The sequence below is a fragment of the Arthrobacter oryzae genome, assembly GCF_030718995.1.
Classification (GTDB): domain Bacteria; phylum Actinomycetota; class Actinomycetes; order Actinomycetales; family Micrococcaceae; genus Arthrobacter; species Arthrobacter oryzae_C.
In genome coordinates, this window is sequence record NZ_CP132204.1 from 4,307,702 (window position 1) to 4,320,997 (window position 13,296).

A 13,296-nucleotide genomic window follows, 5' to 3' on the forward strand; every position below is an offset into this window, starting at 1 on the left:
CCCCCACGCCGACCACCAGCCCGGGAGGCCCCAATGCGCAGGGATTGGATCCAGAAAGCCGTTCCGGGCATCCAGCTGGCCCGGACCTACCAGCGCTCCTGGCTCAAGTCCGATCTTGCGGCCGGAGCAGCCCTTAGTGCGGCGCTGATTCCCGCCGGGATGGCCTATGCCGAAGCCGCCGGGCTGCCGGCGGTCACCGGCCTGTACGCCACAGTGATCCCGATGCTGTTTTACGCCGTCTTCGGCCCTCCGCGGGTCCTCATTGTGGGCCCGGATTCATCACTGGCGCCCATGATCGCGGCCGCCGTGCTCCCCCTGGCAGGACGGGATCCCGCCCACGCCGTGGCGCTCGCCGGAGTCCTGGCCATCCTGATCGGGTTCTTCCTCATCGCCGGACGGATCTTCAGGCTCGGCTTTGTCACGGGGCTCCTGTCCAAGCCCATCCGGGTGGGCTACCTCAACGGCATTGCACTTGCCGTCATGGTCAGCCAGCTGCCCAGGCTGCTCGGGATCTCGGTGACGGGCGACTCCCTCACGGCCAGAGCCACGGAAACTGCCGACGCGATCCTGCGCGGAGCCGCCAATCCTGTGGCGCTGCTGTTCGGGGTGGCCACACTGGCGATCATTGTGGCCGGCCGCTATCTCCCGTGGAAGGTCCCCGGTGTGCTGCTGGCCGTGGCGGCGTCCATCGCGGCGGCCGCGGCCCTGGGCCTCAAAGACGCCATGCCCATGGTGGGAGCCCTCCCCACAGGCCTGCCGGCCCCGGCACTGGGGGGCCTCACCTTCGGCGACGTCGCAGGGCTCATTGGCCCGGCGGCCGGCATTGCCCTGATCGCCTTCGCGGACACCTCCACCCTTTCCAAGAGCCTCGCAGGACGCCGCGGCGTACACACGAGCGGCAACCAGGAAATGGGGGCGCTGGGCATTGCCAACGTGGCCACCGGAATGCTCGGCGGCTTCCCGGTGTGCGGCAGCTCATCCCGGACCCCGATAGCGCTTGACGCAGGAGCACGGACCCCGTTCAGCGGCATCGTCGCCGCCGCCCTGGTGGTGGTCTTCATGGTGGCCGTCCCCGAGGTGACGGCGTTCCTCCCCACCACCACCCTGGCCGCCGTCGTCATTGTGGCTGCCGCCTCGCTGGTGGACGTCAAGACCCTGCTCCGGCTGGTCCGGATGAGCAAGATGGAAACGGCGCTCCTGCTCACCACCTTCCTCGGCGTAGCGTTCGTGGGCGTACTGCAGGGAATCATCATCGCCATCGCGCTCTCGCTCATCGCATTCGTCCGGCGGGCATGGGATCCCTACCGCACCGAACTGGCAAGCCTGGAAGACGTCCCGGGCTACCACGACCTCAGCCGCCACCCGGAAGGCCAACGCGTCCCGGGGCTGGTGATCGCCCGCTTCGACGCCCCGCTCTTCTTTGCCAACGGTGAGGTGTTCGCGGAGCACATCCGCGGCCTGGTGGCGAACGCCCCGGGCCCGGTGAAGTGCGTGATCGTGGCTGCCGAAGCCATCACGGACCTGGACACCACGGCGTTGGACGACCTCGTGGAGCTCGACGACGAACTGGCCGGCCAGGGCATCAGCCTGGTTTTTGCCGAGCTCAAGGGGCCGGTCAAGGACCGCCTGCTCAAGTTCGGAGTGAGCAGCAGGTTCGGCCCGGACCACTTCTTTCCCACCGTCAACAACGCCGTACGAAGCTACAAGCGGACGTTCGGGATCTAGCTAGTCCGCACCCAGCGGAATCACCTCAAGGCGGGACCCCGGGCCCGCCACCACCAGGACACGGTCGGCCGCAACACCCTCCAGTGCGCGGGCAAGCTGCTCCGTCAAGTCGCGTGTGGTCCCCTCCGCGTCACCCGCAGGCACCGCACCGGAGGTTCCGACGTCGGCCCTCTTCCACACCGTGACGCTCGCACCGGTCACCTCAGCCGCCACCCGCACCAGCGGCTCCGGATCACCTGAAGCCACGAGGATCACCTTCCGGACCATTCGTTTCGGGGGCGCAACAGACGCCGTGAGGGACCGGTCGTGCCGCCAGACGGCGAAGTGGTACCCGGCGGCCAGGCCCGTGGCCACCAGTAGGCCCAGGGGCGCGCGGGTGCGGTCCACCAGGCTGGAGCCGGTGACGTCGTCGAGCAGGAATTCGAAGACGCGGTACCCGATCACCAGGAGCGTGATGACAGCGACAATCGCGCTCAGGCCGAAAACCGCGATGAGGTAAACGCGCCGGCCGCGGCGGCCAAGTTCAGTAGGCTCCGGCGGAACCCCGGGTTTCCATGTGAACCACCACAGCGGTCCGCCGACCGCCAGAGAACTGATGCCTCCCAGCAGCAGGGTGCGGGCTCCGCCGCCGGCCAGTGGTGTCGCCGCGATGCTGAGCAAGGAGTTGACCACGACGCCGATCCCGGTGGCGGCGGCCACCAGACCCACCCCTGAAGTCACGAGCTTCGCTGCCTGCAGCGTGGTTTCGGCACGGCCCGCAGTGACGGTCCGGTGGTATGCCCAGACGAGGGCGCCCACGGCGCCTGCCGCCAACGCCGCACCCAGGGGACCGACGATTTCACTCACGGGATCCGTGCGGTCGAAGGCCAGGCGGAGCAGGACGTACAGGACGGTTCCTGTGCCGCCCACCGTCAGGAGGACGGCCCCGAGGATTCCTACCACCACCAGCGCCACGTCGGCGAAATCGGTCTTCAGCCGGCGTCCGCCGTCGTGCAACCAGTGCCACCACCAAATGACGGCGCCGCCGGCTCCCCAGGCCAGCGCCTGCAGGGCGAGCCTCCACCACGGATCACCGATGGACGCCGAGGACGTAAAGCCCTGGATCGCGGTGTCCAGGAGATTCGCGAGCGCCGTAATGGTGCCGCCCACTCCAACGATGAGCCCGTAGACCGCGCCCACGACGGTTGGGACGTCCGAAATCAGTGAAGGGCTCTTCCGCGGATGGCGCCACATCCACCGGTGCCATGCCAGCACGCCTGCCCAGACCAGCCCGTTGGACAGTGAAAGCTGCCAGCCCAGCCGTTCGCCGCCGATGACAGCGGACAGGGCGCTGAGCAGCCCGGTGGCCGACGTGATGAGCGAGACAGCGTACATGCCGGTCAGGTACAGCCCCCATCCCACCGACGACCTCTCCACTGCGTCATCGAGCCGTCGCCACACGAACCACCAGAGCACGGCCGCCATGGGGCCGCCGATCAGCGTGAAAGCGAGCGAGCGCGCAAGGCCTGCCACGTCACCTGCGACAAGCACAGTGCCGGCGCCGAGAAGCCTGCCCAGCAGGCCGCTCAGTCCGATGGCGGTCACCACAACCAGTGCGAAAAGCAGCGTGTAGACGATGAGGCGGCGGACTGTGGGCTGGGCGGACCCCGCCGCCGGGGCGGGCGCCGTCCGGGCGGCGCTCACGGCTTCACCGGCCGGTTGGTGCATATCCTCAGTTGCAGCGGCGCAGACTGGATCAGCCACTTGCCGTCCGTCTTGACGAGATCAAAGACGTCTTCCATTTCGTACTCGGAGTTGCCGAAGGGCCCGCCCCCGTTCGACACCACAACCAGGACGTGCACGTCCGCAGATGCTTCCCTTTCCGTAGTGGAGATCAGCGTGATCCGCAGGTTATCGGCGGGAGCGCGTTCGAAGTCCAGGCACTGGGTCCGGGCGCCTTCCGTAAGATACCCGGCGGCCGCGGCTTCGTCCCCGTCGAGGACAGCTGCCGAGTATCGTTGCACCACGCCCTGGGGTGTGGATTCGTCCAGCAGGGCAGGTTCACCCCGCGAGAACACCACGGCAAGGGCAGCAACTGCCAGGACGGCAATAATTGCCAGGATAACTACGAGGATCCTGTTCGGTCTTCCCGCCGCTGCGTCCATGTGGTCAGTATGGCGTACGGCCCACCCGCTAGCTACGGTACTTTCGGCCCTATCAGCGGGTGGACGGCACCGGGGAGGCTGGAGGAAATCGTTGCTTTGTGGAAAAAAGGGAATCATGCGCCGGGCCCTCGCTGCCGTGTTGCTTACGCTCCTCGGCCTGCTCTGCGGCTCGGTGGCAGGCTCAGCCGCTGCCCGTGCAGAGCCGCCGGTGGAAATCGTGGTGGAAGACGGCGCCGGAATACTTGACAGTAACAGGCTGGTCCCGGCGGTTGAGGCAGTTGACTTCCATGAGCCCACCCGGGTTGCCGTCTTTACCTACCGGGGGTCCGCGGAGGCCAACCTCAATGAAGAAGTCCTTCGCTTCGCCCGGGCCAACCATCCGGAGTGGATCAGCGCCGACGGCCAGAAATGGGCGGACGGCCTCTTCATCTTCGCTGTGGACCCGCTGGGCCGCCATGTGGGCACCTACATGGGCGAGGACCGCAAAGTTTCCCTGGAACAGCGCGAGGACATCCAGAATGCTTCCAAGGATTTGCTACGGGATGCCCAGTGGACTGACGGGACAATCGCCGGTATCCGCCGCGGGGCTGAGCTGATCAACCAGCCGTGGTACCAGTCCACGGGCTTCCTGGTCACGGCCTGGAGCACTGTGGCAGCTGCCGTCCTCGGCGCGGGGACGTGGTTGATCGTTCGCTGGCGGACCAGGGTGGACAGCCGCAAGGAACTGGCCCGCGGAGACGCGAGCTACGCCAATGTCAGCATGGACCTGCAGGTCACTGAGCTCAACGCCGGCACCATTCCGGAGTCCTCGCGGTACGGAAGCACCGTCCTGGAAAAGCACCGCACCTTCCTGGCGAAGTACAACGCCGCCACCGGCCTGTCGAACCAGGCACACGCGCTGACTGCCCGGTCCATGAGCCGGCGGCCAAACCTCAAACTCATACGGGGCTATGCCGACGCTTCCGCGGAACTGGACGCGCTGGATGACGTCATCGCCGACACCAACGCCCTGCTGAACCGGGGGTCCGCGTGGGCATCCGCGTGGGACCGGCAGCTGGCACCGTTCCGCGGTGACCTGGCCGCCCTCGAACAGATGCTCACCAAGCGGCACGCCGAGGGCGACTCGGCGACGGCCGCGGCGCTCCGGTCCTTCCGCGAGCAAAGCCACCGGGACATCGAACGGTGGTCGGCCGAACTTGCCGACGGCACGATCACCCCTGAAACAGCCCTGGACCGGCTGCGGGACGCGCGGACGCATCTGACGGAACTGCTGAAGAACCACGCGGACACCGTGATCGCCGGCTTTGCCCGGAACGACCGGGAAGCCAGACTGATGCGCCAGGAAATGGAAAACGCACAGGCCGGAACCAAGGCAAAATATGGCCGCACTTACGAGCCCAGCATCCTGGGCACGGTCTATCCGTCGTACTACTTCTTCTCGGTCCCCGCCTTCAACACCGGATTCAGCACGGGGGTGGGCAGTGTCAGCACGGCGCGCGGCGGCGGCAGCACAACCGGCTACGGAGCCACCGGGGGTAGTTTTTCCGGGTCCGGAAGTTCATCCAACTTCTGACCGCGGCCCTCCATTGGGCCAGGGCAGGTCGGTCCTTCCCCGGGTATCGACAAGGAAACCCGATCGGAGGATGCTGGGCACCGTAAGCGATTGTTGTCCCGGTGCGCTCCGGTGATTCAGGCCAGGCGAACCGACCCAGCTGTCCGGTTGCCTTGGCGGCCCGGGCAGTCCCAGCCGCAATATTGAGTGATGGAGAGAGCCATGACCACGAACGTTGTCGCTCAGCTCGCTGTAAAATCCCACGATGCTCCCGACGAAAAGCGCCGTCCCGACAAGACGGAAGTGGACCTTGTGTCCGTCGACGCCTACACCATCGGACGGTTCACCTTCGAGCCCGGCTGGCGGTGGTCCGAATGCATCAAACCGGTGGTAAATACCGATTCCTGCCAGCTCAGCCACGTTGGTTACTGCGTTTCCGGCAGGCTCACCGTCCAGACCACCGACGGCAGCCAGATCAACATCACCTCAGGTGATTCGTACAGCATCCCGCCGGGGCATGACGCATGGGTCGAAGGAGGGGAACCTTTTACCGGGATTGAGTTCGTCAGCGCCGCCGTGTTCGCCAAGGCCCCCGAATAGCCGGATACGGCACAGCCGGGTACGCCACCAACCGTCCGCCGTTGAAACATCAGGTCAGGCCCTGTCCCGTCCGGGACAGAGCCTGGCTTGCTGTACTGCTCACCTCACTGTGGCGGATGGATCCTGTCAATGACGAAATCACCGCCAGGAATCACGGTGGTTTCATGGCCGTCGTCGAAACGCACGACGTACGGCGGCGCTCCGTCAGCACCGTGGACCTCAATGATCTGGCCGTGGCGCTCCGCGGACCCGACCGTCTTGCCCCGGATTGTGATCCGGTCTCCCTGGGCTGCCTTCATGGCAATCACCTCCAAGACACCAGAGTACGAGTCTCTGCCCGGGGACAACAGGGCCGTTCCGCACTAGTGGCTCGGGCCGGCGAAGGCCGCGGCACCGATCGGCGCTCTGAGGGGCATCCCGTGGCATCTGGTGCTTGTGCGCGCTTGGCAGGAATATGGGAAGAGTACTGATGTCCCTGCCCCTGGGACTGAGGGGGAACTGCTATGGCGGATGAGAAACCCACCAGCTGGTGGGCTACGCTGCCCGGTCTGCTGACTGCCGCCGCGGCCGTGATTACAGCTGTCACGGGGCTGCTGCTTGGGCTGGGGCAACTCGGATTGTTCGACGCCGGCCGGCCCGCCGCTTCGACGGCGAGCGCTTCCTCAACTACTGCGGGCGCAGCACAGCCGGGCAGCACCGTCCGGCCGACCGGCGTCCCATCCGCCACCGGCGACGGTGCAGGATGGACGGTAGCCTTGCCGGCCGAGCGGAAGTTCAGGGCGGGCGACGTCGAGTATGAGATTCTCGGAGCCGGCGTGCGTCCCGACGTCTCCGGCCAGGTCGCGCTGACGGTGGCACTCAGGTGCACCAACCACGGCCGGTATGACATCAACTTCTGGGACTCTACGTTCAGGCTGAATGCGGACGGAATCAGCCATTCCCCCGATTCCGGCCTGAACGAGCTCGTGGCAGGCGATTCAAGCAAATCGGGCGACGTACGCTTCATTCTTCCGGCGGATACGCGCGAAGCCCTCCTTCGCATCAAATTCGTACAAGGCGAGAGCACGGCTCAGCTCGCCATATCCCCGCCGTGAGGCAACCTGCCGTGAAGCGCCGGGCAGCTTCACAGCGAGCCGGCGGCCACGCGGAAGGCCGGCGACCTGCTGCCCCCAAGGCAGCTGATCGCCGGCCGACCGGCAGGGCCTGAAGGCTAGGCTCCGGCGCGGACGAACGTCACGCCGCCGGTGGCCGTGAGCCAGGACAGCGGGTGCTTGACCGTGGCGTTGACGCCGTTCATTCCGCCGCTGATCACCTGGCCGTCGCCAATGTAAATGCCCACATGGCCGGATTGCACCACCATGTCGCCGGGCTGCGGTTCGCCCACTACCGAGCCGTAGTTCATGAACTGCATCGGGGCCAGGTCGCCCACGGGAATGCCCGCTGAGCCGAGGGCCTTTTCCACCATTGCGGTGCAGTCCTGGGTGATTCCCAGCTGCGCGTACGCAGCGGAAACCATGGCGGCATTGACACCGCCGGCAGCAGGCGCCGGCGCAGGGGCGGGTGCCGCCGCCTGGACCTGGACGGAAACCGCTGGCGCAGCAGGGGCCGGGGCGGCCGGCGCGGGAGTGGCCTCCGCCGGAGCAGCCACCTCCACCGGAGCGGCCTCTTCGACCGGCGCCTCCACCGGAGCGGGCGTGGTGCTGACATCAGGCCGCTCGAAGCTGATCCTGACATGCGAGTCAGCGCTGAGCGGGGCGCCCACCTGGGCCGTGGCATCCAGGGCGGAGGCCGGAGCGGTGTCTCGTTCCGCGGGGGCATCGGCCGCCTGGGCAGCCCCGGTGCCGGAAAGGACCAGGCCCGAAGCGGCCGCCAGGACCGCAGCCCGGCGTCCCGCGCGGATCCTCCCTCCGGCAGGTGTGGACCCCGGGCGCCCGGCGGGCGCGGTGGACCGGTGATGGTCGGGCAGATTGCGTGAAGACATGAAGTGACCTCTCCCGATGCCTGCGAGGTTAGCTGTCGGATTCGGATGGGAGACACCCGGCCGCAGTGGCATTCCGCGTTGCGGAAGCGTGCGGCTTCACCCCGAAGACCTGCACAAAGTCAGGTCAAAAGTGGTTTCCCCGTCCCTGCCGAATGGTTTTCGATTGGATCCCGGGCTGCGGCAGGGTTAGGCAATCCGCCCGGGAGTGCCGGTATCTGGGACAACAGGCACCGTTCCACCGTACGCGGGCGGCGCACCGCATGTCACATTCAGGTAACAGCACAGCCCGGCGCGGCGCCCGGCCGCCCCTGCAGGCAGCGGCGGTGTACTCGGGTGTTCCGTCCGTCAAAGTCGAGTGTTTTCCCCGGGTGCGGTGAGGCGTAGTCTACGTGCATGTTCTTGCGGGGGGACTCACACGCTTGGAGGCATCATGCGTTGGTCGAATCGCCCTGTCCGCAATTATCCGCGCCATGTGGCTGATCCCCCGGAAGCCTCTCCCGGAGGCTGGCGCGGCCGGCGCTGGACGGCGGTCCTGGGCGCGCTCCTGCTCGCCGCGGGTACCGTGGTGGGTGTGGCCGGCACGTCACGGGCTGCGGAACCAACCATTGTCAGCCTGACATTCGACGACGGCCTCGGCAGCCAGCTCGCCGCCGAGCAGGTCCTGAAAGCCCACGGGCTGGTGGGGACGTTCTTTATCACTACCTCCTTCATCGGTTCGTCCGGATTCCTCACCCAGGCGAACCTGCAGGCCTTCGCCGCCGACGGCAACGAGATCGCGGGCCACAGCGTGACCCACCCGGATATGACAACACTCAGCGCTGCAGCCGCCCGCGCGGAGGCGTGTAACAGCAAATCGACGTTGCAAGATTGGGGCTTCAACGTCACCAGCTTTGCGTATCCGTTTGCGGCGGAGAATGCGACCGCCCAATCAGCCGTCCGCGACTGCGGATACACCAGTTCCAGGGGCCTCGGCGACCTGCGGTCCCCGGCCAGCTGCGCCTCCTGCCCCGTTGCGGAAACGCTGCCTCCGCAGAATCCCATGGTGACCAGGGCGCCGGACCAGGTGGCCAGCACCTGGAGCCTGGCAGACCTGCAAAACACGGTCACCAACGCGGAGACCACGGGCGGCTGGCTGCAGCTAACCTTCCACGAAATTGCCAACGGCACGGACCCGTCCCTGTCCATCAGTCCGGCTGTGTTCGAATCCTTCGTCACGTGGCTGGCTGCGCGTACGGCAAACGGTACGACGTCGGTCCGGACAGTGGCGCAAGCCATGGGCCAGTCCCCCGTGACGTCCCCGCCGCCGCCGTCACCGTCCCCGTCTCCATCCCCCTCACCGTCCCCATCCCCATCCCCCTCACCCTCGCCGTCGCCAATCTCTTTCGTTGACGTCCCGCCCGGCTCGCAGCTCTACACAGAGGTCAGCTGGATGGCCAACCAGGGAATCAGCAACGGCTGGTACGAAAGTGACGGTACCCGCACGTTCCGTCCCGGAGTTGCCGCCAGCAGAGACATGATGGCGGCGTTCTTCTATCGGCTGGCCGGGAGCCCTGCCTATACGCCGGCAGGTTCCCCGTTTGCGGATGTCACGCCGGAGACCCCCTTCTACAAGGAGATCCTGTGGCTCGCCTCCCAGGGAATCACCAACGGCTGGGCCGAAGCCAACGGCACCAGGACCTTCAGGCCAACAGTGGCCGTCAACCGGGACCAGGTCGCGGCCTTTATTTACCGTTTCGCCGGAAACCCCGCCTACACACCAACAGCGCCTCCGTTTACGGATATCTCAACGCAAAACGCCTTTTACACCGAGGTCGCATGGATGTCATCCCAGGGAATCTCCTACGGCTGGGCGGAACCGGACGGCACCAGGACCTTCCGGCCGGGATTGCCCGTGAACCGGGATCAGGTGGCCGCATTCCTTTACCGCTACAAGACCGCTTTTCCAGACTAGGTACACAGGATGAAGCGGACTCCGTAGATGCATAACTACTGCGTGGCCATCTGCCAGCTGAGCGAGCAGCCGCAGGAGGATTTCGACGTCAACACGGAGCTCCTGGTCCTCGAGGGCAAGGAGCTCCATGTGGCGACGTGGGACGCGGAACCGCGGGACGGCGGCTTTGATGTCCTGGTCCTCAACGAGCGTGTCAGCGCCCTGGGATTCATGGTGGTCACCGACTGGGAGTTCCTGGAAGGCAGGGCTTACGCGGTGGTGGAGCGGCGCGCCGGCGGCTGAGGCCCTGCCTGCCGCGAGAGTGCGGCAGCCCGCCTCAGCCACGGATCAGGATCCCGCGCCCAGCGGTCCAGCACAACGTCAGCCCGCGTGCCCGCCGGCCCTTCGAGCGCTGCGATGAGGGGACGGACGACGTCGGCGGCCAGCGGGTCCACCAGCTCACCCAGCTGCGCCTCCCGCACAAAGCCCTCGATCCGCGTGAGGTCGGAGTTGTTGAGAACGGCCACCCGGGACTGCAGCAGCACCACCGCGGCCAGGCGCCGTTCGAACACGGGGACCGACCAGAGCTCCGTGCTGAGGGCAGTGATGTCATCATGTCCGAGGCCACGGTGGCGGCGCAGCATGTCGCGGATGGTTCCCCGCACCGCACCCACTGACGCGCCATAGTACTGATGCCGTTCGCCCAGCCGGGCTTGTGCCTCTTCTGCCCTGAGCCAGGAACTCTCCCGCTGCAGCGCGGCATCCACGAAGTCACAGGCATCCGTCACCCGTCCATTCTGTCGCACGAATCAACGTGAGACACTCAGTCCCATGCGTGAACTGGTCGTCCTTGGCACCGCCTCGCAGGTTCCCACGCGGAGCCGCAATCACAACGGGTACTTTCTTCGTTGGAACGAAGAGGGCTTGCTCTTCGACCCGGGCGAAGGCACGCAGCGGCAGATGATCCACGCGGGCGTCCCGGCCAGCCGGATCACGCGGATCTGCCTGACGCATGTTCACGGGGACCACTGCTTTGGGCTTCCGGGGGTGCTGTCGCGCATGGTCCTCGACGGGGTGCAGCACCCGGTGGACCTGCATTTTCCGGCCTCTGGTGCGGAGGTGGTCCGCGCCCTTGTGTCCCTCGCCTCCCCCGGCCTTGACCTGCGGCTGCTCCCGCACGGCGCCGCCGGTGCGATCGCTCCCGGCCTGGAGGTGAGGCCGTTGCGGCATCGCATCGAGACGTTTGGCTACCGGCTGGCCGAGCCGGAGGGCCGTACATTCCTGCCGGACCGCCTCGCAGCGGCCGGGATTGCCGGTCCGGAGGTTACACGGCTGCAGCGGGAGGGGTCTGTGCGCGGGGTCCGGCTGGAGGACGTGAGCATGCCCCGGCCAGGGCAGAGTTTCGCCTTTGTCATGGATACCGCCGAATGTGACGGCGCAGGTGAACTGGCCGACGGCGTGGACCTCCTCGTGGCGGAGTCGACGTTCAGCGACGACGACGCCGGGCTGGCGGCCCGCTATCTTCACCTCACCGCCGGGCAGGCGGGTGCGCTGGCGGCCACCGCCGGGGCCGGAACGCTCGTGCTCACCCATTTCTCATCCCGGTACAGTGACGTCGGTGTCCTGGCCGGCCAGGCGGTCGCCCGCTCCGGCGGGGCCGCCGTCGTCGCCGCGCAGGACCTGGACAGGATTCCGCTGCCCCGGCGGCAGCGGGCCTACGGAGTGACAGCCGGGATCCCGCGCCCGGCCAGTCCGCTGTCAGTAGACGAAGATGTCGATCCAGGCACGGTTGTGGGCATGGAGCAGGACCAGGAACAGCACAAAGTCGAACAGCAGGTGGACGGCCACGATGTAGGACAGTGACTTGGTCCGCGTGAAGATGTACGCCTGGAGCAGGGCGAAGGGAAAGATGAAGACCGGCGCCCAGGCGTGGAAGCCCAGTTCCCACAGGAACGATGTAAAGAGAACGGCCTGCAGCAGGTTCGCCTGACCCAGCGGCAGGTGCCGGCGCAGAAGTGCGAAGACCGTGCAGATGAAGAACAGCTCATCCCAGATGCCCAGGGCATTGGTGCCCAGGAAGAGACGGAAGATCCCCTCGGGGTCGGAGACTGCGGGCCAGTTGTTGTACACCCCGGTATTGACCATGTACGCCGGGAGCAGTGCGTAGCCCATGACCACCACGGCGGCCAGGTACCACTTCTCTGCCCTCGTCCACGGGTGCCCGGTCAGCACGGGAAACCTGACACCGTGGTCCTTGAACACAAACCGCGACATCGTGTAGGGCACTCCCACGGCAAGGATCATTGCCGTGCCCATGACAAGCATGTGTTCCGTACTGATGTCGGTGGTGATGGGAACGAGGCTGATGGCCACGAGCCCGGCGGCGATCAGGGCCAGGTCGCGCAACAGTGCCCGGTCGATGAAACCTGCCAGTGCCAACGCAACGGCCAGCAGGCCGTAGCCGGGGATCCGCTCTTCCAGGACGAAGAGCACAAAGCCGGAAAGCGACACGAGTGCCGCAGGAAGCAGCTTCAGGGACACGGCATTGCGGACACTGACCCCTGCTCCGGAGCCGGTTCCGAGCGCACGATCAGACATACCTGCCGAACCAATCCAGCGTGTGGTTCCACGCAACGTTGGCCTGCGCCTCCTTATAGCGCTCGCCGATGTCATTGTGGAACGCATGGTCGACGCCGGGATACACCTTGAGCTCGTGGCGGACGTCGGTATCAGCCAGGGCATCGCGGAACGCCGGCAGCGCTCCGGTGATCCGCTCGTCCAGTTCGGCGTAGACGCCCAGGACAGCCGGTTTGATGGCGGCGACCTTCGCCAGGTCCGGAGCCGGTCCGTAGAACGCCGATGTGGCCTTCAGCCCGGACAGTTCCGTCGCGGCCTGCCAGGTGATGCCGCCGCCGAAGCAGTAGCCCGTCATGGCAATACGCCCGGAGTCGACGAAATCCTGCGAGTTCAGGTAGTCGAAGGCTGCCGCGAAATCGGAGACGTGGCGCTGCGCTCCGGCCTTGGTCAGTGCGCCGGGAACCGCGTCCCGGTCCAGGCTTGCCGTTCCGCCCTCCCTGCTCAGCAGGTCCAGCGCCAGGGCCGCATAGCCGGCTTTGGCGAAGCGCCGCGCCACGTCCTGGATGTGCGGTGTCAGCCCGCGGTTTTCGTGGCAGATGAGCACAGCGGGTCCGGCCTCGTCCCCGTCCGGCCGGGCCAGGTAAGCGCTGATATCAGTGCCGCCGGACGGGAATTGCACCGTTGCGGTGACCAGGCCGGGCGCGCCCTCGGGAACGGACAGGGGGCTCTTGGCGCCGGGTACTGCGCCTGCGGGGGTTCCGGAAGCGGTGCCGGCCGAAGACCCGGA

General features: G+C 66.8%; 14 protein-coding genes and 1 riboswitch. Of the genes, 7 read left to right on the top strand and 7 right to left on the bottom strand.

The features are described 5' to 3' along the window. Positions 1-33: 33 nt before the first annotated feature. Positions 34-1,725, top strand: a complete 1,692-nt coding sequence (locus Q8Z05_RS19800) for a SulP family inorganic anion transporter (RefSeq protein WP_305941244.1) — start codon at positions 34-36, stop codon at positions 1,723-1,725. Here the strand turns inward: Q8Z05_RS19800 and Q8Z05_RS19805 are convergent, their stop codons facing one another. Together Q8Z05_RS19805 and Q8Z05_RS19810 are read right to left on the bottom strand one after the other, a co-directional pair. Next, positions 1,726-3,432, bottom strand: coding sequence for a DUF5671 domain-containing protein (locus Q8Z05_RS19805; protein ID WP_305941245.1), 1,707 nt, complete (start codon positions 3,430-3,432; stop codon positions 1,726-1,728). Further along, positions 3,405-3,869, bottom strand: a complete 465-nt coding sequence (locus Q8Z05_RS19810) for a hypothetical protein (protein WP_305941246.1) — start codon at positions 3,867-3,869, stop codon at positions 3,405-3,407. Before Q8Z05_RS19810 ends, Q8Z05_RS19805 begins: the two co-directional genes overlap by 28 nt. A 115-nt stretch (positions 3,870-3,984) precedes the next feature. Between Q8Z05_RS19810 and Q8Z05_RS19815 the strand changes: the two genes are divergently transcribed. Together Q8Z05_RS19815 and Q8Z05_RS19820 are read left to right on the top strand one after the other, a co-directional pair. Then, entirely contained in the window at positions 3,985-5,442 is a 1,458-nt protein-coding gene (locus Q8Z05_RS19815) for a DUF5129 domain-containing protein (protein ID WP_305941247.1), read from the top strand. 201 nt (positions 5,443-5,643) lie between these two features. Next, positions 5,644-6,021, top strand: coding sequence for a cupin domain-containing protein (locus tag Q8Z05_RS19820; RefSeq protein ID WP_305941248.1), 378 nt, complete (start codon positions 5,644-5,646; stop codon positions 6,019-6,021). A gap of 104 nt (positions 6,022-6,125) precedes the next feature. On the opposite strand, the gene Q8Z05_RS19825 is transcribed toward Q8Z05_RS19820, so the two are convergent. Continuing rightward, a complete protein-coding gene (locus Q8Z05_RS19825) occupies positions 6,126-6,320 on the bottom strand; it encodes a DUF1918 domain-containing protein (RefSeq protein ID WP_305941249.1) in 195 nt (64 codons plus the stop codon). Between the two features lie 204 nt (positions 6,321-6,524). Between Q8Z05_RS19825 and Q8Z05_RS19830 the strand changes: the two genes are divergently transcribed. Then, positions 6,525-7,115: a hypothetical protein gene (locus tag Q8Z05_RS19830; RefSeq protein ID WP_305941250.1), complete on the top strand. Its 591-nt coding sequence runs from the start codon at positions 6,525-6,527 to the stop codon at positions 7,113-7,115. 116 nt (positions 7,116-7,231) lie between these two features. Here Q8Z05_RS19830 and Q8Z05_RS19835 read toward each other — a convergent pair whose 3' ends face one another. Continuing rightward, positions 7,232-8,002: an NlpC/P60 family protein gene (locus Q8Z05_RS19835; protein ID WP_305941251.1), complete on the bottom strand. Its 771-nt coding sequence runs from the start codon at positions 8,000-8,002 to the stop codon at positions 7,232-7,234. A gap of 3 nt (positions 8,003-8,005) precedes the next feature. Next, a riboswitch (cyclic di-AMP (ydaO/yuaA leader) is annotated at positions 8,006-8,195 on the bottom strand. 237 nt (positions 8,196-8,432) lie between these two features. On the opposite strand from Q8Z05_RS19835, the gene Q8Z05_RS19840 reads away from it, so the two are divergent. Both Q8Z05_RS19840 and Q8Z05_RS19845 read left to right on the top strand, forming a co-directional pair. Continuing rightward, positions 8,433-9,953 (top strand): polysaccharide deacetylase family protein, encoded by a 1,521-nt coding sequence (locus tag Q8Z05_RS19840; RefSeq protein ID WP_305941252.1) that lies wholly within the window; start codon positions 8,433-8,435, stop codon positions 9,951-9,953. 27 nt (positions 9,954-9,980) lie between these two features. Continuing rightward, positions 9,981-10,235 carry a hypothetical protein gene (locus tag Q8Z05_RS19845; protein WP_305941253.1) on the top strand — a complete coding sequence of 85 codons (255 nt, stop codon included), beginning with the start codon at positions 9,981-9,983 and terminating at the stop codon, positions 10,233-10,235. Here the strand turns inward: Q8Z05_RS19845 and Q8Z05_RS19850 are convergent. Then, positions 10,202-10,720, bottom strand: a complete 519-nt coding sequence (locus Q8Z05_RS19850; RefSeq protein ID WP_305941254.1) for a DNA alkylation repair protein — start codon at positions 10,718-10,720, stop codon at positions 10,202-10,204. The two genes, Q8Z05_RS19845 and Q8Z05_RS19850, sit on opposite strands and share 34 nt — an antisense overlap. A gap of 43 nt (positions 10,721-10,763) precedes the next feature. On the opposite strand from Q8Z05_RS19850, the gene Q8Z05_RS19855 reads away from it, so the two are divergent. Continuing rightward, complete coding sequence (locus Q8Z05_RS19855) at positions 10,764-11,795, top strand: ribonuclease Z (RefSeq protein WP_371745892.1); 1,032 nt, start codon at positions 10,764-10,766, stop codon at positions 11,793-11,795. Here Q8Z05_RS19855 and Q8Z05_RS19860 read toward each other — a convergent pair. Together Q8Z05_RS19860 and Q8Z05_RS21515 are read right to left on the bottom strand one after the other, a co-directional pair. Further along, positions 11,691-12,530 carry a CPBP family intramembrane glutamic endopeptidase gene (locus Q8Z05_RS19860; protein ID WP_305941255.1) on the bottom strand — a complete coding sequence of 280 codons (840 nt, stop codon included), beginning with the start codon at positions 12,528-12,530 and terminating at the stop codon, positions 11,691-11,693. The two genes, Q8Z05_RS19855 and Q8Z05_RS19860, sit on opposite strands and share 105 nt — an antisense overlap. Beyond that, on the bottom strand, positions 12,523-13,113 hold the full coding sequence (locus Q8Z05_RS21515; RefSeq protein WP_371745988.1) for a dienelactone hydrolase family protein: 591 nt from the start codon (positions 13,111-13,113) through the stop codon (positions 12,523-12,525). The genes Q8Z05_RS19860 and Q8Z05_RS21515 overlap by 8 nt, the downstream gene beginning before the upstream one ends. Positions 13,114-13,296 lie beyond the last annotated feature (183 nt).